Annotated in this window: 15 protein-coding genes, 1 other RNA gene and 1 pseudogene; 12 read left to right on the top strand and 5 right to left on the bottom strand. The window is 45.2% G+C overall.

The genetic code is table 11. The annotated features are described in order from the left end of the window. Nucleotides 1-19: 19 nt before the first annotated feature. Nucleotides 20-1,531 carry a bifunctional ADP-dependent NAD(P)H-hydrate dehydratase/NAD(P)H-hydrate epimerase gene (locus BLW31_RS13585; RefSeq protein WP_010536975.1) on the bottom strand — a complete coding sequence of 504 codons (1,512 nt, stop codon included), beginning with the start codon at nucleotides 1,529-1,531 and terminating at the stop codon, nucleotides 20-22. Nucleotides 1,532-1,850: 319 nt separating this feature from the next. Here BLW31_RS13585 and BLW31_RS13590 point away from each other — a divergent pair, with 319 nt between their 5' ends. The 8 genes from BLW31_RS13590 (at nucleotide 1,851) to BLW31_RS13625 (ending at nucleotide 8,407) form a co-directional block, all read left to right on the top strand. Beyond that, nucleotides 1,851-2,075, top strand: coding sequence for a winged helix-turn-helix domain-containing protein (locus tag BLW31_RS13590; protein WP_010536976.1), 225 nt, complete (start codon nucleotides 1,851-1,853; stop codon nucleotides 2,073-2,075). A gap of 195 nt (nucleotides 2,076-2,270) precedes the next feature. Continuing rightward, nucleotides 2,271-3,815 carry a peptide MFS transporter gene (locus BLW31_RS13595; RefSeq protein WP_010536977.1) on the top strand — a complete coding sequence of 515 codons (1,545 nt, stop codon included), beginning with the start codon at nucleotides 2,271-2,273 and terminating at the stop codon, nucleotides 3,813-3,815. A 41-nt stretch (nucleotides 3,816-3,856) separates the two neighbouring features. Next, a complete protein-coding gene (hpt, locus tag BLW31_RS13600) occupies nucleotides 3,857-4,393 on the top strand; it encodes a hypoxanthine phosphoribosyltransferase (protein ID WP_010536978.1) in 537 nt (178 codons plus the stop codon). Nucleotides 4,394-4,469: 76 nt separating this feature from the next. Continuing rightward, nucleotides 4,470-5,039 (top strand): adenylate kinase, encoded by a 570-nt coding sequence (locus tag BLW31_RS13605; RefSeq protein WP_010536979.1) that lies wholly within the window; start codon nucleotides 4,470-4,472, stop codon nucleotides 5,037-5,039. 12 nt (nucleotides 5,040-5,051) lie between these two features. Continuing rightward, nucleotides 5,052-6,218: a GTPase ObgE gene (obgE, locus tag BLW31_RS13610; protein WP_022301219.1), complete on the top strand. Its 1,167-nt coding sequence runs from the start codon at nucleotides 5,052-5,054 to the stop codon at nucleotides 6,216-6,218. Beyond that, nucleotides 6,215-7,027: a peptidoglycan editing factor PgeF gene (gene pgeF, locus BLW31_RS13615; RefSeq protein WP_010536981.1), complete on the top strand. Its 813-nt coding sequence runs from the start codon at nucleotides 6,215-6,217 to the stop codon at nucleotides 7,025-7,027. The genes obgE and pgeF overlap by 4 nt, the downstream gene beginning before the upstream one ends. A 60-nt stretch (nucleotides 7,028-7,087) precedes the next feature. Then, the gene (locus BLW31_RS13620; RefSeq protein WP_010536982.1) at nucleotides 7,088-7,753 is read left to right on the top strand and encodes a B3/B4 domain-containing protein; all 666 of its coding nucleotides are present in this window, start codon (nucleotides 7,088-7,090) and stop codon (nucleotides 7,751-7,753) included. Nucleotides 7,754-7,768: 15 nt separating this feature from the next. Further along, the gene (locus tag BLW31_RS13625; RefSeq protein ID WP_010536983.1) at nucleotides 7,769-8,407 is read left to right on the top strand and encodes a M23 family metallopeptidase; all 639 of its coding nucleotides are present in this window, start codon (nucleotides 7,769-7,771) and stop codon (nucleotides 8,405-8,407) included. A 94-nt stretch (nucleotides 8,408-8,501) separates the two neighbouring features. Here BLW31_RS13625 and BLW31_RS13630 read toward each other — a convergent pair whose 3' ends face one another. Beyond that, nucleotides 8,502-10,091, bottom strand: coding sequence for a beta-N-acetylhexosaminidase (locus BLW31_RS13630; protein ID WP_010536984.1), 1,590 nt, complete (start codon nucleotides 10,089-10,091; stop codon nucleotides 8,502-8,504). 256 nt (nucleotides 10,092-10,347) lie between these two features. Here BLW31_RS13630 and BLW31_RS13635 point away from each other — a divergent pair, with 256 nt between their 5' ends. Then, a complete protein-coding gene (locus BLW31_RS13635) occupies nucleotides 10,348-12,561 on the top strand; it encodes a beta-N-acetylglucosaminidase (RefSeq protein WP_029425365.1) in 2,214 nt (737 codons plus the stop codon). A 62-nt stretch (nucleotides 12,562-12,623) separates the two neighbouring features. Here BLW31_RS13635 and BLW31_RS13640 read toward each other — a convergent pair whose 3' ends face one another. Then, nucleotides 12,624-13,511 carry an AraC family transcriptional regulator gene (locus tag BLW31_RS13640; protein WP_022301215.1) on the bottom strand — a complete coding sequence of 296 codons (888 nt, stop codon included), beginning with the start codon at nucleotides 13,509-13,511 and terminating at the stop codon, nucleotides 12,624-12,626. Nucleotides 13,512-13,673: 162 nt separating this feature from the next. Between BLW31_RS13640 and BLW31_RS13645 the strand changes: the two genes are divergently transcribed. Next, nucleotides 13,674-15,056, top strand: coding sequence for a sugar porter family MFS transporter (locus BLW31_RS13645; RefSeq protein WP_010536987.1), 1,383 nt, complete (start codon nucleotides 13,674-13,676; stop codon nucleotides 15,054-15,056). A 13-nt stretch (nucleotides 15,057-15,069) separates the two neighbouring features. Further along, a pseudogene (locus tag BLW31_RS13650) lies at nucleotides 15,070-18,351 on the top strand (DUF5107 domain-containing protein). Between the two features lie 308 nt (nucleotides 18,352-18,659). Here BLW31_RS13650 and BLW31_RS13655 read toward each other — a convergent pair. Together BLW31_RS13655 and BLW31_RS13660 are read right to left on the bottom strand one after the other, a co-directional pair. Continuing rightward, entirely contained in the window at nucleotides 18,660-19,811 is a 1,152-nt protein-coding gene (locus tag BLW31_RS13655) for a lactonase family protein (protein ID WP_010536988.1), read from the bottom strand. Nucleotides 19,812-19,836: 25 nt separating this feature from the next. Next, nucleotides 19,837-22,677 (bottom strand): beta-glucosidase, encoded by a 2,841-nt coding sequence (locus BLW31_RS13660; RefSeq protein WP_010536989.1) that lies wholly within the window; start codon nucleotides 22,675-22,677, stop codon nucleotides 19,837-19,839. A 203-nt stretch (nucleotides 22,678-22,880) separates the two neighbouring features. Here BLW31_RS13660 and ssrA point away from each other — a divergent pair. Further along, nucleotides 22,881-23,277: a transfer-messenger RNA gene (ssrA, locus tag BLW31_RS13665) on the top strand. The last annotated feature ends 126 nt before the right edge of the window (nucleotides 23,278-23,403 follow it).

Below are 23,403 nucleotides of genomic sequence, written 5' to 3' on the forward strand. Positions count from 1 at the left end.
AACTGTAAGTTCTTAACTTTTATTCGCTTACAAGCCTCCATGCTGCTGGCAGACAGGTTACGATATCACTTGCGATAAGTCCGATCATGCCCTGTTTTTTCTGGGCGATGTCTCCGGCTAATCCGTGAATATAGGTACCTATTTTAGCAGCGTCTTCGGCAGGATAGCCTTGTGCAAGTAGTGCCAGAATCACTCCTGTCAATACGTCTCCGCTACCTCCTGTCGCCATACCGGGATTGCCAGTCGGATTGAAGTAACATTTGCCTTCGGGAGTGATAATGGTGGAGTAAGCTCCTTTCAAAATAATATGCACTTTAGCGGTGTGAGCCAGTTCGCAGGCTTTCATCAGGCGTTCGTAAGAGTCTTGGCATTTGCCGATCAGGCGCTCCAGTTCTTTGGGGTGAGGGGTGAGGATGGAACCTTTCGGCAGATGGGTGAGTGTATGCCGGTGATTTGCCAGAATGTTGAGCGCATCGGCATCTACTACCGTCGGAGTCTGGCAGTGTTCCAGTTGTTCTATCAGGGCAGCTTCCGTTTCTTCACTGCGACCGAGTCCGGGACCGACGCCGACAGCTTGATAATCATCGGTATCGGTAGGTACGGCAAAGCATGTTTCGCTTGCATCTGTTTCTACCATTGCTTCGGGCGCGGAAGTTTGCAGGATATCATTGTTGCATAACGGTGCATGTATGGTCAGCAGACCTACCCCCGAACGCAGACAGGCGCGGGCGGCTAATACCGATGCCCCTGCCATTCCTTTCGAACCGGCTATCAGCAGGGCATGGCCGAAGTTTCCTTTATGAGCGAATTGCCGGCGTGGCTTAATCAGTGAGCGGATTTCTGCGATTTCCAGCATTTCGTAATTGGTTTCTGTTTCTTCGATTCCTTCTTCGCTCAGTTGAATGTCCAGCAGTTCCCATTCACCGACGAATTCTGTGTTTTCGGCAAAGAGGAAAGCAAGCTTCGGAAGTTGCAGGCTGAAAGTGACGTCCGCACGGATAATATTACTTTTTACATTGAATGTATTTTCTTCTCCCATCAGTCCGGAAGGGATATCGATGGAGACTACCATGGCAGGAGAAGCATTGATATATTTCACTACAGCAGCAAAACCTCCGCTCAACGGTTTGTTCAGTCCCGAACCGAACAGACCGTCAATAACGAGATGCTCGGGCGTCAGCGTAGGCGGAACGAACTGGGTACTGATTTCATGAAAAGTTACTTCTTCCATCATCTCTACCAGTTCTTTATTCGTCTGGCAGTCGGGAGAAAGTTCTCCTTTTGTATTGAAGAGATATACTTCGATCTTGTATCCTTTTTCTGCCATCATGCGGGCAACGGCAAGGGCATCTCCGCCATTGTTTCCCGGTCCGGCAAAAATGGTGACAGGAGTTTCCGGATTCCATCTGTTGGTAATGGCTTTGGTCAGTGCCTGTGCGGCACGTTCCATTAAATCTATTGATGCAATTGGTTCATGTTCAATGGTATAAGCATCTAACTTCTTAATGCTGCTGCTTGGAAATATTTTCATTGCAATATTCTTTTAGTTTTTCGACCTACAAACTTACGCAAAAACTCTGAATTAATGCTTTATTCCGGTCGGACTTTTATCGGAGTATGCGTCTGCAAACTTATAAAAAGAATTGAATCGTTTCTTTAATTTGTACCATTTTTAGCAGGAATCGGGGAATTTGGCCGGAATATAACTGATTGTAGTAGCTACTCTGTTGATTATTTGATTATTTCGAAGAAAATGTTATCTTTGTAGTACATAATGTGCTTTGCATTATTTCCTGTGCTCACAACAATTAGATTATAGTTAACGGATTGTTTAATCTTTTAAAGTTTGCATGATGGAAAATACGAGAATTGGCTTAAATGCCGGAAAAGTATGGCGTATCTTAAATGAGAAAGGTGAATTGTCAATGTTTGAACTCTGCCGCGAGTTAGGTTTGACATTTGAAGAAGTAGCTGTTGCTATTGGCTGGCTCGCCAGAGAAAACAAAATTTCTTTCAGAGAAAAAGACAACATGCTCTTTGTCAAGATCGACGATGTTGAATTTAGTTTTGGCTAAATGATGACCGATTAACATTTAAGGTGAACATCCACTGAATTAATTACATGGTTGAAAACTTAATCAAGTGGATGCTGGAGATGTTTTGCACTTAATTCTATACCCTTCTATTCTATAAGAACTTTCCTATCTTGAAGCATTTTAAACTACTTTTTCGTACCTTTGTACCCCATAAACTACTAAACACATAAATTCATGAGTGCATTGAAGGGGCATCCGAAAGGCCTTTATCTGATTTTCGCGACAAGCACGGCGGAACGTTTCAGTTATTACGGAATGCGTGCGATTTTTATTCTCTTCCTGACGCAGGCATTGCTTTTCGATAAGGAGGCAGCGGCATCTATCTACGGTAGTTATACCGGACTGGTTTATCTGACCCCTTTGATTGGCGGATATATCGCTGATAAATATTGGGGAATCCGTCGTTCCGTGTTCTGGGGAGCGGTGATGATGGCTGTCGGACAGTTCCTGATGTTTATGAGTGCTTCCACATTGAATAATACGGACCTTGCACACTGGTTGATGTATGGCGGACTCGGATTTCTGATTTTAGGTAACGGCTGTTTCAAACCTACCGTTTCTTCTCTGGTCGGACAACTTTATGAGCCGGGTGACAGACGTCTGGATGCTGCATACACCATTTTCTATATGGGAGTGAATGTCGGTTCTTTCGCAGCACCTTTGATTTGCGGTTATTTGGGTGATACCGGAGATCCGAACGACTTTAAGTGGGGATTCCTCGCTGCTGGTATCATGACACTGTTTACAGTCGTTCTTTTCGAAACCCAAAAGAACAAATACCTGTTCTCACCTTCCGGTGAACCTATCGGCATTATTCCTGACGCCAAACGTGAAAAGAAGGAAGATAAAGCAGAACATATCGTACATCCTAAAATGGATAAGGGGACAAAAATACGCAATACGGTCATTATCACTGTTCTTACCATTGCCTTATTGGTCTTTTTCAGTTATGCCTTTAGTGGCGACTGGGTGAGTATCGGTATTTTTACTGCATGTATTGTTTTCCCTGTACTCATTTTGCTGGATGGTTCGCTCACGAAGATAGAACGCAGCCGGATTTTTGTCATCTATATTGTTGCTTTCTTCGTTATCTTCTTCTGGGCAGCTTATGAACAGGCGGGTGCTTCCTTAACGCTTTTCGCAGCCGAACAGACGAACCGTGATATTCTCGGCTGGGAAATGCCGGCATCCTGGTTCCAGTCTTTCAATCCGCTTTTCGTTGTCATCCTTGCCTACATTATGCCGGGAATATGGAGCTTCCTGAACAAACGGAAGATGGAACCGGCTTCTCCTACCAAACAGGCTATCGGCTTGCTGCTTCTTTCACTGGGATATCTTTTTATCTGTTTCGGAGTGAAAGATGCTGTTCCCGGAGTGAAGGTCAGCATGATTTGGCTGACGGGACTCTACTTTATCCACACTATGGGTGAAATCGCTTTGTCTCCTATCGGGCTTTCGATGGTAAACAAACTAAGCCCATTGCGTTTTGCTTCTTTAATGATGGGTATCTGGTATCTTTCTACCGCTACTGCCAATAAATTTGCAGGTATGTTGAGCGGTTTGTATCCCGAAGACGGAAAAGTGAAATCACTCTTTGGCTATCAGATCGCTACCATGTACGATTTCTTCATGGTATTCGTCGTAATGTCGGGTGTTGCTTCACTGATTCTGTTCCTTCTCTCGAAGAAATTACAGAAGATGATGCACGGGGTAGAATAAAAAATCGTATTTTTGCGACAACTTTTTTAAAATGACCGGTTATGGATACCATACAGATAAAAGACAAGCAGTTTACTGTTTCCATCAAGGAACAGGATATTCAGAAAGAAGTGATTCGCGTAGCGAACGAAATTAATCGCGATTTGGCAGGTAAAAATCCGCTTTTCCTCAGTGTGTTGAACGGTTCGTTCATGTTTACCGCCGATTTGTTGAAGCATATCACGATTCCTTGCGAAATCTCATTCGTGAAGCTGGCTTCTTATCAGGGAGTGACCTCCACCGGAGTCATAAAGGAAGTGATCGGACTGAACGAAGACATTGCCGGACGTACGGTGGTGATCGTAGAGGATATTGTAGATACCGGACTGACGATGCAACGCCTGCTGGATACATTGGGGACCCGCAATCCCGAAGCTATACATATCGCCTCTTTGCTGGTGAAGCCGGAAAAGTTGAAAGTAGATCTGAACATAGAATACGTAGCGATGGAAATTCCGAACGATTTTATTGTTGGCTACGGATTGGATTATGACGGCTTCGGACGTAATTATCCCGACATTTATACGGTAGTGGACTAAGATATATTATATATAAAAAAGAATAGGGCCAGTTTTTAAATGGTAAATTGTAAATCATTAAATTGTAAATGACAAAATGTTGAACATTGTAATTTTCGGTGCTCCGGGTTCAGGAAAAGGAACACAGAGCGAACGTATTGTAGAAAAGTATGGAATCAACCACATCTCTACAGGAGATGTATTGCGTGCAGAAATCAAGAACGGCACAGAACTGGGCAAAACAGCTAAGGGATACATCGACCAGGGTCAGTTGATTCCGGATGAATTGATGATTGATATTCTGGCAAGCGTATTCGACAGCTTCAAAGACAGCAAAGGTGTTATTTTCGACGGTTTCCCAAGAACAATTGCACAGGCGGAAGCATTAAAGAAGATGTTGGCGGAAAGAGGACAGGATGTTACAGTGATGGTAGATCTGGAAGTTCCGGAAGATGAACTGATGACCCGTCTGATCAAACGTGGCAAAGACTCCGGTCGTGCTGACGACAACGAAGAAACAATCAAAAAACGTCTGCATGTATATCATTCACAGACAGCACCGCTGATCGACTGGTACAAGAACGAGAAGAAGTACCAACACATCAACGGCTTGGGTACTATGGATGGTATCTTCGCTGATATCTGCGAAGCAGTAGACAAATTATAATAAATAAAAAGTATGGCTGAATCGAATTTTGTTGATTACGTAAAGATATACTGTCGCTCAGGTAAGGGCGGAAGAGGCTCTACGCACATGAGGCGCGAGAAATATTGTCCTAACGGAGGTCCCGATGGGGGCGATGGTGGAAGAGGAGGCCATATTATCTTGCGCGGTAACCGTAATTACTGGACATTGCTTCACCTCAAATATGACCGCCACGCGATGGCAGGACATGGCGAATCGGGAAGCAAGAACCGTAGTTTCGGAAAAGACGGCGCAGATAAAGTGATCGAAGTTCCCTGCGGTACGGTAGTATATAATGCCGAAACCGGAGAGTACCTTTGTGATGTGACGGATGACGGACAGGAAGTGATCTTGCTGAAAGGCGGTCGTGGTGGTCAGGGCAACAGTCATTTCAAGACAGCTACCCGTCAGGCTCCGCGTTTTGCGCAGCCGGGCGAGCCGATGCAGGAAATGACGGTGATCATGGAGCTGAAGCTGTTGGCAGATGTCGGTTTGGTAGGCTTCCCGAATGCAGGAAAGTCTACGTTGCTTTCTGCTATTTCAGCGGCAAAACCGAAGATTGCTGATTATCCGTTTACCACACTCGAACCGAATCTGGGAATTGTTTCCTATCGCGATGGAAAGTCATTCGTGATGGCGGACATACCGGGAATCATCGAGGGAGCAAGTCAGGGAAAAGGATTGGGACTGCGCTTTTTGCGTCATATCGAGCGTAACTCATTATTATTGTTCATGGTTCCGGCGGACAGCGACGATATCCGCAAGGAGTATGAAGTATTGCTGAATGAATTGCGTACCTTCAATCCCGAAATGTTGGACAAACAGCGCGTATTGGCTATCACAAAGAGCGATATGCTCGATCAGGAACTGATGGACGAGATTGAACCGACATTGCCCGAAGGCATTCCTCATATATTCATTTCTTCTGTTTCCGGTTTGGGAATCTCAGTGTTGAAAGACATTTTGTGGGAGGAACTGAATAAGGAAAGTAACAAGATAGAAGACATCGTTCACCGTCCGAAAGACGTGACCCGTCTGCAGCAGGAACTCAAAGACATGGGTGAGGACGAAGACCTCGAATATGAATATGAAGAAGAGGCTGACGACGAAGACGATGATCTTGACTACGAATACGAAGAAGAGGATTGGGAGGAAAAATGATTTCAATCACAAGAGATAAAAGAATGTTGGGGTATGAGTCGTTAAGCTCATACTCCAACATTTCTCATTTTGTAACTGCCCGGCAGGGAGGATGCAGTGAGGGAGCTTATGCGTCGTTCAACTGCACGCCTTACAGTGGTGATGAGGCGGAGAAAGTGCGACGGAATCAAAGTCTGCTGATGGAAGGTATGTCGCAAATGCCCAGAGAACTGGTTATTCCTTTGCAGACTCATGACACGAACTGCCTGCTGATTGGGGATGTTTATTTGTCTGCTTCGCCTCGGCAAAAACAGGATATGCTGTGTGGAGTAGATGCGCTAATTACCCGCGAGCCGGGATATTGTCTTTGCATATCGACGGCGGACTGCGTGCCTGTACTGGTATATGACACGAAGCATTGCGCAGTGGCTGCCATCCATGCCGGATGGAGGGGGACGGTAGCGTATATTGTACGTGATACCTTGTTGCGGATGGAAAAAGAGTTTGGCACAAGTGGAGAAGATGTGGTTGCCTGTATCGGTCCGAGTATTTCATTGACTTCTTTTGAAGTGGGTGAAGAGGTGTACGAAGCATTTCAAAAGAATGGTTTTGACATGCCCCGTATTTCTATCAGGAAAGAGGAAACCGGAAAGCATCATATCGATTTATGGGAAGCGAACCGATTGCAACTGCTTGCTTTCGGAGTACCTCCCGGACAGGTGGAACTTGCGCAGATATGTACGTATATTCATCACGACGATTTCTTCTCGGCAAGGCGTCTGGGCATTAAGTCCGGACGGATTCTGTCGGGGATCATGATTCATGAATAATACTTTCCATATAAGTGGATATAAATTTGAATGTAGGTTGACATAAACTTGAATAAAAGAATGTTTGAAATAAAAGTATCTCAGGAGCTAAAGAATGCCTGCCCTTTTTTTGCCGGGGCAGCCGTATATGCTGCAGTGAAAAATACCGCTTTCTGCGAGGGGCTTTGGAAAGAAATAAATGCTTTCACAGAAGATTTGACTACCACTACTCAAATGGAAGACATCAAGCGGCAACCTGTGATTGCTGCTACCCGTGAGGCTTACAAGCGTTGTGGTAAAGATCCGGGGCGCTATCGTCCGTCGGCAGAAGCATTGCGCCGCCGTCTGATGCGTGGAATTCCTTTGTATCAGATCGATACCTTGGTAGACCTTATCAATCTGGTTTCTCTTCGTACCGGACATTCTATTGGTGGTTTCGATGCGGACAAGATACAGGGTAACCGTCTTGAACTCGGTATCGGCAAAGCGGAAGAACCCTTTGAAGGTATCGGACGGGGGGTGCTGAACATAGAAGGACTGCCTGTGTACAGAGATTCTTTGGGAGGAATCGGAACGCCGACAAGTGATCATGAACGTACAAAGATGGATATCGGGACCAGTCATATTCTTGCAATAGTCAACGGATATAACGGAAAAGAAGGACTTAAGGAAGCTGCTGAAATGATTCAATCCTTATTGAAGGATTATGCTGGATCGGATGGCGGTGAACTTATCTATTTTGAATAACAAGGGGAAAAATACATGAAAAACATACTGATATTATTGACAGTCTTAGCTTTGCCGGCTATGGCTCATGCGCAAAGTAAATCTTCCTTCTCTTCTATGGAGGTGAACCATGTACGGGTTGCTACTCCCGGACTGTTTGCGAAAAGCAATCATATATATTTGCATTTGGATTCTTTGAAGGAACATGAGTATGCATTTCCGTTACCGGGAGCTAAAGTCATTTCGGCTTATGGATCTCGCGGAGGGCATTCGGGAGCAGATATAAAAACGTGTGCAAAAGATACCATTCGTGCTGCTTTTGATGGGGTGGTACGTATGTCCAAGCCATATTATGCTTACGGAAATCTGGTAGTAGTCCGTCACCCGAGCGGATTGGAAACGATTTATAGCCATAACTTCAAGAATCTGGTGCAGAGCGGAGATACAGTGAAAGCGGGGCAACCTGTCGGACTGACCGGACGTACCGGTCGTGCGACTACGGAGCATGTGCATTTTGAAACCCGTATTAACGGTCAGCATTTCAATCCGAATCTTATTTTCAATCTGAAAGAAGGTATGTTGCGGAAAGAATGTATCAAATGTACGAAGAATGGAAATGGAATTGTAGTGAGGTCGCAGGCAACCGGTAATCGCATGGCTCAAAATAAAAAATAAATGGAACAGCCTTGTTAGCAAGGTTTATAGACAAAGGCTTCATGGTCCGGTCGACGCATAAAGCCTTTGTTTCTTTTATTCAAAGCCTTTTGGCTTATTTCATAATATGTTTGCCATAATCCCATCCTTTGAGATCGTACAACTCTGCATCCTTGCGAATCCGTTCTTTAAAATCTTCGTAATTTCTTTTTTCCTGTGGGGTCCATCCAGCTTCGGCAACGGCAGCGAGACGTGGTAACATCAGGTATTCGAGCACTGAGGGCTCAGTGACCCATTCGGTCCAGAAGTTAGCTTGTACACCTTTATAATAAGGTTGCAAGTCGGCATCCACATCTTTAAGCGGCTGATAGTTGTATACGGCCTCCACTGTTTCAGTTCCATGTCCCTGTGACATCGGTTCTGTGGAAAGCTTCGACTGTTTTCTATTGATATAGTAAGGAATTTGTGGACTTAAAATAGCGTTCATACCTTGTTTGGCTGCTTGTTTAGCGGCAGCATTCGCTCCGATCCATGCCATGACGGTGATGTCATTGCCTAAAATGCGGGTATTTCCGTGAAGCACTTCATTCCAGAATATCAGTTGGCGTTGCTGGCTGGCAGGTTTCGTGGCAATGTAATCTTTCAGTTGTTTATAGAAATAAATCTGCAAGTCCCTGAAATTGGTAGAACCTATTTCGCTTAGCAAGTTCTTGCATTCTTCATTCTTTTGCCATTTGTTGATGGGACATTCATCGCCTCCCAGATGAATATAGTTGAATGGAAACAATTCGGTGAGTTCATCTATCACGTCTTTGGCGAATTGCATAGCCTGAGGATTGGCCACATTGATTACATCCGTAGAGATTCCCTGTTGCAACCATACTTCATGTTTATTTTCCGGGTCGCATGCCAGAAATTCCGGATAAGTAGCGACAGCAGCCTGTGAATGTCCGGGGATATCGATCTCGGGAACGATTTCTATAAATTTCTTTTTCGCATAAGCTACAATCTCTTTGATGTCTTTCTGAGTATAAAAGCCGCCGTAACGTTCGCCGTCAGGTTTTACGTCACCATACGCCAGCACTTTGCTATTCCTCCATGCACCGGTTTCCGTCAGTTTGGGGTACTTCTTTATTTCGATTCTCCAGCCTTGGTCTTCTGTCAGATGCCAATGGAATCGATTCATTTTGTAAGTAGCCATCATGTCGATCACTCGTTTTATTTCATCTTTACCGAAGAAATGTCTGCCTTCGTCCAGCATAAAACCTCTCCATTCAAAACGGGGAGCGTCTTCAATCTCAACAGATGGGATGCTCCATTCTTGATGGCCGGACGGTGCTACGCCTGCCATTACGTTGCGAGGCATCAGCTGCTTTAGTGTTTGCAGCGCATAATAGAAACCTGCAGGGCGGGCGGCTTCAATCCGGATTTGTTCTTTTGAAACGTTCAGTTTATAAGCTTCGGGCGGAAGTTGCTGATTCAAATTCAGAATAATGGCGGCTTTGGCTTCTTTTTGAGTAGAAGAGACTTTGATGCCGGTTACTTTCTGAAACTCCTTTTTGAATGATTCGAAGACCATGTGGACACTGTCTCCCTGATAGGGAGTGACTTTGGCTTTCAGTTGGTTGCCAAATTCGAAACGTCCGTCTTTTACCGTAAGGTGAGCCGGTTGTGGGATGATGGCAATTTCTTGCGCTGTTGACATTTGCTTGCTAAGAACTAGCAATAGCAGGGGTAAAAAGTGTTTAATTTTCATGGTAATTGGGGGTATTTGAATAAAAAGTATAACAGCGGACGAAGATAGAAATAATAAATTAGAAAAGTGTGTCTTTCTGATTGTTTTGTTTGCTCTTTTTGATTTGTTTGATCAACGTTCCCTATAAATTTGCGTAATTTGATAATTTAGTGTTTCTTTGTACGATAATATAAGTCATGATAACTAACCCCCATTATTACAACTTATGAAAAACAACAAGATCTGTCTATTGGGAGCTTGCCTCCTGTGTGCTGTAACTGTCTTTGCGCAGAATGTAAGTCTGCAACCCCCTCCTCAACAACTTATTGTTCAAAACAAGACCATTGATCTGCCTGCTGTCTATCAGCTAAATGGTGAGAAAGAAGCGAATCCGCATGCCGTAAAGGTACTGAAAGAATTGCTTTCCGGTAAGCAAAGCAGTAAGCAGGGAATACTTATTTCCATTGGTGAGAAAGGCGACAAGAGCGTACGCAAATATAGCCGCCGGATTCCTAACCGTGAGGAAGGCTATTATCTCTCTGTGAATGAAAAAGAAATCGTACTGGCCGGAAATGACGAACGAGGTACCTATTATGCCTTGCAAACTTTCGCGCAGTTACTGAAAGACGGGAAACTGCCCGAAGTAGAAATCAAAGATTATCCTTCCGTACGATATCGGGGGGTAGTAGAAGGTTTCTACGGAACTCCGTGGAGCCATCAGGCACGCCTCAGTCAGCTGAAGTTTTATGGTAAAAACAAGATGAACACTTATATATACGGTCCGAAAGACGATCCGTATCATAGTGCACCCAACTGGCGCCTGCCATATCCCGACAAAGAAGCTGCCCAACTGCAAGAATTGGTGGCAGTAGCCAATGAGAACGAAGTTGACTTTGTATGGGCAATCCATCCGGGACAGGATATCAAATGGAATCAGGAAGACCGCGACCTTCTGCTTTCCAAATTTGAGAAGATGTACCAGCTCGGCGTTCGTTCGTTTGCCGTATTCTTCGATGATATTTCCGGTGAAGGTACCAATCCTCAGAAGCAGGCGGAGCTGCTGAACTATATTGATGAGAATTTTGCGCAGACGAAGCCTGATGTCAATCAACTTGTCATGTGTCCTACGGAATATAATAAAAGCTGGTCGAATCCTAACGGCAATTATCTGACTACGCTGGGTGAAAAGCTCAACCCTTCCGTTCAGATTATGTGGACGGGAGACCGTGTCATTTCTGACATTACCCGTGATGGCATGGCGTGGATTAATGAACGGATCAAACGTCCGGCTTACATCTGGTGGAATTTTCCGGTGTCCGATTATGTGCGCGACCATTTGCTCCTCGGTCCTGTGTATGGTAACGATACGACGATTGCCAAAGAAATGTCAGGTTTCGTAACGAACCCGATGGAACATGCCGAGTCATCTAAAATTGCTATCTATAGTGTGGCAAGCTATGCCTGGAATCCTGCCAAGTATGATACTTGGCAAACGTGGAAGGATGCGATTCGTACCATTCTGCCAAGTGCGTCGGGTGAACTCGAATGCTTTGCTATCCATAATTCCGACTTAGGACCTAACGGACATGGCTACCGTCGTGAAGAATCTCAGGACATTCAGCCTGCCGCCGATCGTTTCCTTAAAAGTTTTAAAGAAGACGGCAGCTATGATAAGGCGGATTTCGAAGCCCTCCGGAATACTTTCGAGCGTATGAAAGAGTCCGCTGATATACTGCTGACCAATACGGAAAACAAACCGTTGATTGCCGAAATTACTCCTTGGTTGCGTCAGTTTAAACTGATGGCTGAAACAGGAGAAGAAGTGCTGCAAATGGTAGAAGGTCGGAATGAATCTTATTTTCTGCGGAAATACAATCATGTGAAAGCTTTGCAGCAACAGATGTTTTATATTGACCAGACATCTAATCAGAACCCTTATCAGCCGGGAGTAAAGACGGCCACACGAGTGATAAAACCATTGATTGACCAGACTTTCGCTGCTGCTGTGAGTTACTACAATAAAAAGTATAATGCCCGTCTGGATGCTGTTACCGACTATATGCCACATAAGATAATCAGTAGTGTGGAGCAAATAAAGAACTTGCCTTTGCAGGTGAAAGCCAATCGTATACTTATCTCTCCTGCTAATGAGGTCGTGAAATGGGCACCCGGAAACAGTGTTGAAATAGAACTGGATGCGATCTGTCCGGGAGAGAATATTCAGATAAACTTTGGTAAGGATGCTCCTTGTACATGGGGACGTCTTGAAATCTCTGCGGATGGCAAAGAATGGAAAACGATCGATATGAAGCAGAAAGAAAGCAGGTTGTCGGCTGATTTGCAGAAAACTCCGTTGAAGTTTGTCCGGTTCACCAATGTGAGCAATGAAGAACAGCAAGTATATCTGCGTCAGTTTGTTCTGACTATAGAGAAAAAGTAAACCGTTTTACGCGGTTCAGCCTTGATGACTTATAAGAAGACAAGAAAGGGTAGGAGAAGTTCCTACCCTTTTTTTGATTTGCGATACTCCCTTGGTGACATTCCCATGATTTTGCTGAACAGGCGGGAAAAATAATAAGTATCTTCAATACCGATTTTATAGCATATCTGGTTGATTTTCATATCAGTGGTATCTAGCAGCAGGCAAGCTTGTTGTATTTTCAGCAGATTGAAGTACGTGAGCGGGCTATGTCCCGTCTGCTTTTTAAACAGCATTGAGAAGTGCGACGGAGAATATCCGATTTGCGTCGAGATTTCTTCAAGACTCAGATGTTTCTCCATATTTTCTTTCATATAGTGGATAGCAACGTCCACTATCCCTTCATCCTCCACCTGGTTGGTGCCTGCATTGCGATATTGCTGGATATAGCGTAATGTTCCCAGATAAAAGTGGAACATCGAAAACGCGTAACGCAGATTCTCATTGCTGTAGCCGTTCTTCAGTGTGTTGAATATCTCTTCAAACAGATTGATCCGTGTACTGATGCGCGAATGTCGTTCGGGTTTGATGTCCATCGGACGGCCGGCATCCTTGGCATAGAATGGAGCTGCTGTTCCTTTGAAGTGAATCCAGTAAATAGTCCATGGAGTGGAAGGGTTGGAGGCGTATGAATGCGGGACACCTGCCGGAAGGATGAAATACTGGTTGGCAGAGACGTTATATTCCTGATCTTCGATCCGGTAAGAACCGGCCCCGTCTATACAATAGATAAAGACGAACTGATTGATGGGTTCTTTTCGTTCCCGAAAATGATACTTGGCTTTCGGATAATATCCGATGTCGGTGATATGCAGCATGGAGGTCAGCGGGTCTTCTTCCATCTTGTCAACGATCATACGGGGCAGGACTAGGGCTCTTTCCCCGGTAAATCCATCTTTTAGTTTTACCATAGCATATAATTGGTTATTCTGCACAAATATATAATAATGTATGGTATCTGTCAAATAATACATTAAAAATAAGATTGTCCATCTTTATAAAATGAAATTCTATTTTTTGTACCTGGGATGTCCCCTATCTTTGCAACACCAATTAATCAATCTTCTAGTGGTATGAAAAGTTATAATAAAAAGTTTGTCTATTCTATTTGTCTGGTTTCCGCGATGGGCGGTCTTCTGTTCGGATATGACTGGGTGGTCATCGGTGGAGCGAAACCTTTCTATGAACTCTATTTCGATATTGCCGATTCACCGACGATGCAGGGATTGGCGATGAGTGTAGCCTTGCTTGGCTGTCTGATCGGTGCGATGGTAGCCGGTATGATGGCAGACCGTTACGGGCGAAAGCCTCTTTTACTGATTTCCGCATTTATCTTTTTATCTTCTGCATACGCTACCGGAGCTTTTTCCGTATTTAGCTGGTTTCTGGTGGCCCGTTTTCTGGGAGGTATCGGTATCGGCATCGCTTCGGGATTGTCTCCGATGTATATTGCCGAGGTAGCACCGACTTCTATCAGAGGAAAACTCGTTTCACTCAATCAGCTGACTATTGTACTGGGTATTCTCGGTGCGCAGATAGCCAACTGGCTGATAGCCGAGCCTATTCCTGCCGACTTTACTCCTGCCGATATCTGTGCTTCATGGAATGGACAGATGGGATGGCGCTGGATGTTTTGGGGAGCAGCGTTTCCGGCGGCAGTATTCTTGTTGCTTGCTTGTTTTATTCCTGAGAGTCCCCGTTGGCTGGCTATGAAAGGAAAGAGGGAGAGGGCATGGAATGTGCTCAGCAAGATAGGCGGAAACCATTATGCGGAACAGGAACTTCAGATGGTGGAGCAAACCGGTTCTTCCAAATCAGAAGGCGGATTGAAATTGCTTTTCAGTCGTCCGTTCCGAAAAGTGCTGGTACTCGGTATCATAGTGGCTGTGTTTCAGCAGTGGTGCGGCACGAATGTGATCTTTAATTATGCACAGGAAATATTCCAGTCGGCAGGTTATTCGCTGGGAGATGTGCTCTTTAATATTGTGGTGACCGGTGTGGCAAATGTGATCTTCACGTTTGTGGCTATCTACACAGTCGAACGTCTGGGACGCCGTGTACTGATGCTTTTGGGAGCAGGCGGATTGGCCGGCATTTATCTGGTTCTCGGCACTTGTTATTTTTTCCAGGTGAGCGGATTCTTTATGGTCGTACTGGTGGTGTTGGCAATAGCCTGTTATGCCATGTCACTGGGACCTATCACATGGGTATTGCTGGCTGAGATATTCCCTAACCGTGTGCGTGGTGTCGCTATGGCAACCTGTACTTTCGCTTTGTGGGTAGGTAGTTTCACGCTGACATACACGTTCCCTTTGCTGAACAGCGCACTGGGTAGTTACGGTACATTCTGGATTTATTCAGCTATTTGTCTCGTAGGCTTTGTCTTCTTCCGTCGGGCATTACCCGAAACCAAAGGAAAGTCACTGGAGACGTTGGAGAAAGATTTAATAAAATAAAACTAATTATATCATGGTAAAAGCGTGGAAAGAAAAGGTTGTAATCCCTACGTATGAGGTAGGTAAGCCTGAGAAGAATCCTATTTTCCTGGAGAAGCGTGTGTATCAGGGAAGTAGCGGGGTGGTTTATCCTTATCCTGTCATCGAGTCAATGTCCGATGAAAAGGTGGATAAGGAATACGATGCCATCTTTATTGAAAATGAATATATCAAAGTGATGATTCTTCCCGAGTTGGGTGGTCGTGTGCAAATGGCTTATGACAAAATCAAGCAACGTCACTTTATCTATTATAATCATGTGATTAAACCTGCGCTGGTAGGACTGGCAGGCCCCTGGATTTCGGGAGGCATCGAGTTCAACTGGCCCCAGCATCACCGTCCCAGTACCTACATGCCCGTAGATACGGCGATTGAAGAAAATGCAGACGGCAGCGTAACTGTGTGGGTCAATGAAATGGAACGTATGTTTCATCAGAAAGGGATGGCAGGTTTCACTCTTCGTCCGGGACATGCTTTTCTCGAAATCAAGGGAGTACTCTACAACCGTACCGAAGTACCGCAAACTTTCCTGTGGTGGGCAAATCCTGCCGTAGCGGTGAACGACCATTATCAGAGTGTATTCCCACCCGATATTAATGCGGTGTTCGATCATGGAAAGCGGGCCGTTTCCAGCTTCCCTATTGCCACGGGCACTTATTACAAAATGGACTATTCTGCCGGAGTAGACATCTCTAACTATAAAAATATCAAAGTACCTACTTCGTACATGGCTGTCAATTCCCGGTATAATTTCGAAGGTGGATATGAGAACGATACGCATGCAGGTATGCTTCACGTAGCCAATCACCATATTTCTCCGGGTAAGAAGCAGTGGACATGGGGAAACGGTGATTTCGGTCGTGCCTGGGATCGTAATCTGACTGATGAAGACGGCCCATACATCGAACTGATGGCAGGTGTCTACACCGAGAATCAACCGGACTTTACCTGGTTGCAGCCTTACGAGGAAAAGAGCTTCGTGCAATATTTCCTGCCTTATCGTGAACTGGGAGTAGTTAAGAATGCAAGCAAAGACCTCTTGATGAACATAGAACCGGAGGGTGAAGATAAGGTGCGTTTCAAGATATTCGCCACTTCCGAGCAAACGGTTAAGGTAGTATTGAAAGGGGAGGACGGCACAGTATATTACAGCAAACAAGTAGTCATCACTCCGGAAGAATTGCTGGATGAAACGGTTGATGTGGCAGGTGAGAAGTTTAATAAACTGAGCCTCGAAATCACAGCAAACGGTAAGGAACTGCTTTACTGGCATGCCGAGCCGGAAGAGGTAAAACCGATTCCCGATGCTGCCGAAGCAGCCCTGTTGCCGGAAGAAATAAAGACAACCGAGCAACTCTATCTGACGGGCTTACACTTGGAGCAATACAGACATGCTACTTACAATCCGGTAGATTATTACGAAGAAGCCTTGCGTCGTGATCCGATTGACGTACGCAATAATAATGCGCTTGGACTGTGGTATATCCGTAAGGGGCGTTTCCGGAAAGCCGAACAATATCTGCTTACAGCAGTGAAGACCTTGCAGAAACGCAATCCGAATCCTTATGACGGAGAACCTCTCTACAATCTCGGACTTGCCTTGAAGTATCAGGGACGATATAATGAAGCATACGATCGTTTCTATAAATCATGCTGGAATGCAGCATGGCAGGATGCAGGCTATTTTGCCTGTGCTCAGATTGCTACTATGCAAGGTCGCTTGGAAGATGCTTTGGATGAAGTGGACCGCTCGCTTATCCGCAACTGGCATCATCACAAGGCACGTGCACTGAGAACTGCTATTCTTCGTCAGATGGGGAAAGCGAAAGAAGCTTTGCAGGTCATTGAAGACTCATTGGCTATTGATCAGTTCAACTTTGGTTGCCGTTATGAAAAGTATCTGATAACTCATGCCGCTGAGGACTTGCTGACTTTGCGGACAATGATGCGTGGCGAAGCCCACAACTATGATGAAATAGCACTCGATTATTGTAGTGCCGGTTGCTGGTCGGAAGCTGCCGGCTTATGGAATGTGGCGATTACTGAGGGTAGTGTGACTCCGATGACTTATTATTATCTGGGATGGTGTTTGACCCAAGGGAAACTTTCCGGTGCAGAGCAAGCACTTGCCGATGCAGCCCAAGCATGTTCCGACTACTGTTTCCCTAATCGCCTGGAAGCAATACTTGCCTTGCAGTGTGCTATGGAGCAAAATCCGAATGATGCGAAAGCTCCTTATTACCTGGGCAATTTGTATTACGACAAGCGCCAGTACGACTTGGCACTTGAAGCATGGGAAACTTCGGCTAAACTGGATGACAAGTTTCCGACGATATGGCGCAACCTGGCTTTGGCCAACTTTAACAAGAAGAACGAAGAAGCAAGAGCCATCGAGTATATGGAGCGTGCTTTCCGGCTCGATAAGACTGACGCGCGTGTGTTGATGGAATTAGATCAGCTTTACAAGCGTGTCCGCCGTTCACATGCCGAACGTTTGGCGTTCTTACAGCAATATCCCGAACTGATAGCACAACGTGACGATCTGGTATTGGAAGAAATCACTTTGTTGAATCAGACAGGAGAGTACGAAAAAGCGAAAACATTGCTTGATGCACACATCTTCCATCCGTGGGAAGGTGGAGAAGGAAAAGTGCCGGGACAGTATTAGTTTGCCCGCGTAGAACTGGCGAAGAAAGCACTTGAAGCCGGTAATTACAGTCAGGCTATCCCGCTTCTGGAAGAATGTCTGGAATATCCGCACCACTTGGGTGAAGGCAAACTATATGGTGCGCAGGAGAATGACTTCTATTACTTTATGGGTTGCGCTTATGAAGGTCTGGGGCAGAGTGACAAAGCGGCGGAATGTTGGGAACAAGCCATTGTCGGTCCTACCGAACCGGCTGCAGCTATGTACTACAACGATGCAAAACCTGATAAGATATTCTATCAGGGACTGGCATTACTGAAACTCGGTCGTATGGATGAGGCTAACGGACGCTTTCATAAACTGACTTCTTATGGTGAAAAGCATTTGTTTGACAAGATTAAGATGGATTACTTTGCAGTATCACTACCCGATTTATTAATTTGGGAAGATGATCTGACAATACGTAATGTCATCCATTGCAAATATATGATGGCATTGGGTTACTGGGGATTGAATCAAAAAGAAAAATCTGTTCGCTTGCTGGGTGAGGTGGAGAAATTGGATATCAATCATCAGGGCATTCAGGCTTTCCGTAGCCTGATAGGTTAAGAGTTCCGGTTTGGTACTGACCAAGTTTTGCTTCCTGCTTTGCAAACTTCTTTTGTTCCCATAGCAAAGTTGGTTTTGTCCTGAAGCAAACTATAAACGCAAGTTTCATTTTTATAATTGCAAGCTTTGATTATAAAAATGGAACTTGCGTTTTTACAATCAAAGCTTGCAATTATAGTTTATATCCGATAAAAGATAAGTTTGCATAGGGAGAAAAGGAAGTTTTCCCCTTATACAGCATAACTTTGCCGGGCTTATTCAAGGCAGCAGGCAACAAGTGTTCATGTAAGAGCCTGTAAGATATCGTTTCACGGGATAAACTTCACGCACACGGGCTTATCTACTTTTATATTTTGATGTATGTCTGTCAGCAATCCCGTGTCTGCATCTCTTTTATAGACCTGAATCATATTGCTGTCCCGACAGGCGACTAACAGGTATTTTCCGTTGGGAGTAATAATAAAGTTGCGTGGATGAATCCCTGTCAGCTGATAACCGGCCTTTGTCAGCATGCCGTTTTCCGGATGAATGCTGAAGATCGCTATTCCGTCCGCTTTCAGGCGATTGCTTGCATACAGGAATTTACCATCCGGGCTGATGTGGATATCCCCGCTTCCTTTGGCTCCTGCTGTGTCAGCAGCTATTGTCTGGATTTCTTTTAGGTTTCCGTCGTTATATTCAAATGCGATTACTGTCCCCGACAGTTCGTTAATGAGATACGCATAGTGTCCGTTCGGTGCGAAAGTCAGGTGGCGGGGACCCGACCCTGCTTCTACTTTATAAGAAGCCGGATTTCCTTCTTTCAGGAGGATCTCTTCATTATCAGGTTTGGCGTTCGGATGGATGATAAACTTATGTATCTGATCCGTACCCAGATCGTCGGCAAACAAGTATTTACCGTCCGGTGTGATGCGGACACAATGCAGGTGCGGTTTCTCCTGACGCTCCTTGTCTGCTCCCGAGCCTTTGAACTTCACTACCGTAGAAGCGGGGAGGAGCGAACCGTCTTTATCAATCGGAAAAACAGAAATGCTTCCTCCGCTGTAATTGGCAGTGATCACATTACTGCCGTTGGTGATGATGTAGCAAGGATCTTCGCCTTCGGTTTTCTGCGTGTTCAGTAGCCGGAAAGTGCCCTCTTCCTTATTGAAAGCAAATGCGTTGGCAGCAGCTTGATCATTGCTGAACTCACTGACTGCATAAATAAACTTTCCGTCGGCAGACGGTACAAGATAAGATGGGTTTTCTACTTCCGCCTCGCTGAGCGCAGTTGCCGTTCCGTTTTCTTCGTTGAACCGGAAACTGTAAAGGCCCTTACTGTCTCCCGAAGTGTAAGTACCGACAATCATTGTCAGTTCCGGTTCTGCTTCATGGGAACTTTCGGTTCGGGAAGCTTTTTTTGATGTACAACTAGATGTGGCCATACCGATAATACAGATTGTTGCAAGAATTTTTAGCATATATAGATTCTTTTCAGTTTGATTGCTATTTCTTTAACTGCGGCAATTTCACTTCTGTGATCCCGATTCGGTCGTCACCCAGCACAATGCGTAAATCACTGGCAGTTGTCCCTTTGAAATGAAAATCCAAGAGCTTGTTATACTCTTTTACGATACCGGAATAGACGGTGAGGAACTGTCCTCCACCACTGGATAGTTGTATCTCGAAATTAGTATCCAGTCCATTTTCGCGGCTGAAAGCTATGGATACACCGTCTACTTTGGCTCCGTTCTGTAAGGCAAAGGTAATGTAATCTCCTTTATTACCCTCCCAGGAAGTAGTTAAATTATTGTCTATTACATTATTTGCTGTTTCGGCGTTGGTACTGGCGCTTACCGGACTACTGTCTTTATCAGCTTCGGTGGTAGGTATACGACCGGGTTCCACTACCGTCAGTGTGCCGTTCAGACGGATATCGGTAGAGGAAGCTCCGACCATCAGCGTGAAATCTCCCGGTTCTACTACCCAGTGCATATCGGCATTGAGCAATTCCAGTGCTTTGCGGTCAATAGGGAAAGTTACTTCCTTCGTTTCACCCGGTTGCAGGTGAACTCGTTCGAATCCGGCAAGGTTCTTTTCGTAAGTAGTGACGCTGCTTAGTACATCGCGTACGTAAAGCTGCACTACTTCGTCTCCCGCCCGTTTGCCTGTGTTTGTCACTTTGCAGGTGACGAATGTTTGCTGGTTAGGAGTGATGATGGCGGGAGAGATTTTCAAATCACTATATTCAAAAGTGGTGTAACTCAGTCCGTATCCGAACGGATATAATGCACCGTTGGCACGAGACATATTGCCTTCCATTCCCGGATTCTTGCCTCCGTCTATTTGTGAAGAGGGCTTGCAGGGGAAGTTGAAAGGTATCTGGCCTACCGTTTTCGGGAAAGTGACGGTCAGTTTTCCACCGGGATTGTACTCTCCGAAAAGTACATCTGCTACCGCCTTTCCACCTTTCGAACCTGGATACCATGCTTCGACTATGGCAGGAACAAACTTATCTGCCCAGTTGATAGAAAGCGGACGACCATTGATAAGAACGAGTACAACCGGCTTTCCCGTAGCTGCTACTGCTTTCAGCAAATCGAGCTGACGACCGGGAAGATCGAGGCTGCTGCGGGATTTGTTCTCTCCGCAAGTGCGTTGCCCACCTCCCAAAACGACTACAGCTACATCCGCCTGTTTCGTTTGGTCGACAGCTTTTTCTATTTCTTTCTGCTCTTCATCGGTCAGAGGATAATCAATCAGTTCCGATTCCGGCCAGTTGGCATCTACCAGATCACAGCCCTTTGTGTAGAGTACTTCTGCCTTTCCTTTCATCTTTTCCTGAATACCTTTCAGTACGGAAGTGACCTCCACAGCCAGTGGACCGTAATGAGTCAGTGCATACGAATGTTCGTCTGCGTTCGGACCGCAGACTGCTATTTTTTGAATGCCCGAAGCATCTAACGGCAATATGTTTTTATCATTTTTCAGTAGTACGATAGATTCCCGGGAAGCCTGCAAAGCTATTTCCTCATTGGCTGCCTTCTCCACTTCTTCATCAGCCCCTTTCAAATCAATCTGGTAAGGATGATCGAATAATCCGACGAGGAACTTGACTCTCAGAATATCCCGTACACGGTCGTTGATGACCTCCTCGCTCAGTCCTCCTTCTTTGACCAGCTCCCTTAGTGGTAATACATACGAATCCGGTGAGCGGAAAGTACAGCGCACATTCAGTCCGGCTTCCACGCTTTGGCGTACCGCTTCTTTCATGTCCTTGGCTGTTCCGTGTTTGGTATAAAGGTATTCTACCGCATCACTGTCCGAAACCACATATCCACGGAAACCCATTTCTCCGCGCAGACGGGTGGTAAGCCAGTAATAACTGCTTTGAATCGGGAATCCGTCATAGTCATTGTATGAGCTCATGACTCCCAATAATCCGGCTTCGCGGATAACCCGCTTGAAAGGATAGACATGGGTCATTTCCACTTCACGTGGCGACATTTGCGGGTCGACACGTGCCATGCCTTCGCGTGCTCCTTTATTATTACTATAGGCGATAAAGTGCTTTCCGGTTGCTGCTATCTGATGGTTGTGTTGCATACCACGTACCATTTCTATACCCAGTTCGGCAACCAGATAAGGAGACTCGCCGTATACTTCTTCGTAGCGTCCCCAGCGTTGGTCGCGACCTACGTCCAATATAGGTGCATACACATTGGTATATCCCAACATGCGTGCTTCCCGTCCGGTGATCAGCCCTACTTGGTGAATCAGCCGGCGATTCCAGGTATGTCCCAGCCCCAGTTGGGTAGGGAAGTTGGTAGCTTTATAACTTTCCACTCCGCGAATCCCTTCATTGGTGAAGTCGGTGGGAATGCCGAGTCTTGTTTCTTCTATAAAAAATCGCTGGACTTCATTCAATGCCCAGGCATGGCGGGAGGCGGGCCATATGTTTTCATTGTCGGAGGGAGGAAGTCCCCATTGCTGAAAACCATTCAGATGTTCGTCAATAGCTCCGATTCCGTCTTTCCACAGTTGGTTTTTCCATTCGGGAGTAGGCAGATCATCCTTTAATACTCTTTTGTATCCATAAAGCGTCACCATCTGACATGTTTTTTCTTCCAGTGTCATTTGGCTGAGCAGGTCTTCTATACGTGCGTCGATTGTGGCAGTCGGATCTTCGTACACGTCTTTGATTCCATTCTTATTAAGGTCAATCCATCCTTTCTTATACATTTCTGTGCGGACAGGTTTATAAACAGCAGGTGTTTTAGTTGCCTTCTGTGCAGATAACAATGTGCTGCTTCCCAGAAAGAGTGCGGTGAATAAAAGTTTCTTCATGGTATATGATATCTTGTTTTTGATTTCTGCCTGTAAAGATAATGCCACTTATCGGAAAATAACAGCAATTTTCGTACAAATTGCCTGCACTGGAAGTCCATACAAGTGAGGTGAATATAATATTTGCTAATGAAAAGCCGGGAATAGGAAAACATTTCTTATCTTTGCAGCGTATTTAAAATTTCAGACCGTTACAAAGTCATGGGGTTGACTGGATTTGACAGCGGGCAGAAATGGTAGGTAAGCATGCAGTGGGTCGGTAATTTCCACTTAAATCTCAGTTATCAAAACTTTATCTGGCGAAACTAATTACGCTCTTGCTGCTTAATCGAATCACAGTAGATTAGCTTAATCCAGACACTAGGTGTCAGGACGAGACATCACTCGGAAGCTGTTGCTCCGAAGCATTCCGGTTCAGTGGTGCAGTAATATCGGGGATAGTCAGAAGCGGCCTCGCGTTTTTGATGAAACTTTAGAGGATAAGGCAGGAATTGATGGCTTTGGTTCTGCTCCTGCACGAAAATTTAGGCAAAGATAAGCATGTAGAAAGCTTATGATTTCCTCGTTTGGACGAGGGTTCGATTCCCTCCAGCTCCACGATTTAGAAAGGGGCTGTGTCAAAACTAAGGCACATCCCCTTCTTTTTTTAATATAAAATAGTCGTTCCTCTTTTTTGTCTATGCGACTATTTTTTCAGTAATTAGGTAATAAGGCTTAATATTCGTC

The organism is Bacteroides faecis MAJ27 (genome assembly GCF_900106755.1).
Classification (GTDB): Bacteria; Bacteroidota; Bacteroidia; order Bacteroidales; family Bacteroidaceae; genus Bacteroides; species Bacteroides faecis.

Coding starts and splice junctions, on each gene's coding strand:
- BLW31_RS13585 (WP_010536975.1), bottom strand. CDS start 1,531: ATGAAAATATTTCCAAGCAGCAGCATTAAGAAGTTAGATGCTTATACC.
- BLW31_RS13590 (WP_010536976.1), top strand. CDS start 1,851: ATGATGGAAAATACGAGAATTGGCTTAAATGCCGGAAAAGTATGGCGT.
- BLW31_RS13595 (WP_010536977.1), top strand. CDS start 2,271: ATGAGTGCATTGAAGGGGCATCCGAAAGGCCTTTATCTGATTTTCGCG.
- hpt (WP_010536978.1), top strand. CDS start 3,857: ATGGATACCATACAGATAAAAGACAAGCAGTTTACTGTTTCCATCAAG.
- BLW31_RS13605 (WP_010536979.1), top strand. CDS start 4,470: ATGTTGAACATTGTAATTTTCGGTGCTCCGGGTTCAGGAAAAGGAACA.
- obgE (WP_022301219.1), top strand. CDS start 5,052: ATGGCTGAATCGAATTTTGTTGATTACGTAAAGATATACTGTCGCTCA.
- pgeF (WP_010536981.1), top strand. CDS start 6,215: ATGATTTCAATCACAAGAGATAAAAGAATGTTGGGGTATGAGTCGTTA.
- BLW31_RS13620 (WP_010536982.1), top strand. CDS start 7,088: ATGTTTGAAATAAAAGTATCTCAGGAGCTAAAGAATGCCTGCCCTTTT.
- BLW31_RS13625 (WP_010536983.1), top strand. CDS start 7,769: ATGAAAAACATACTGATATTATTGACAGTCTTAGCTTTGCCGGCTATG.
- BLW31_RS13630 (WP_010536984.1), bottom strand. CDS start 10,091: ATGTCAACAGCGCAAGAAATTGCCATCATCCCACAACCGGCTCACCTT.
- BLW31_RS13635 (WP_029425365.1), top strand. CDS start 10,348: ATGAAAAACAACAAGATCTGTCTATTGGGAGCTTGCCTCCTGTGTGCT.
- BLW31_RS13640 (WP_022301215.1), bottom strand. CDS start 13,511: ATGGTAAAACTAAAAGATGGATTTACCGGGGAAAGAGCCCTAGTCCTG.
- BLW31_RS13645 (WP_010536987.1), top strand. CDS start 13,674: ATGAAAAGTTATAATAAAAAGTTTGTCTATTCTATTTGTCTGGTTTCC.
- BLW31_RS13655 (WP_010536988.1), bottom strand. CDS start 19,811: ATGCTAAAAATTCTTGCAACAATCTGTATTATCGGTATGGCCACATCT.
- BLW31_RS13660 (WP_010536989.1), bottom strand. CDS start 22,677: ATGAAGAAACTTTTATTCACCGCACTCTTTCTGGGAAGCAGCACATTG.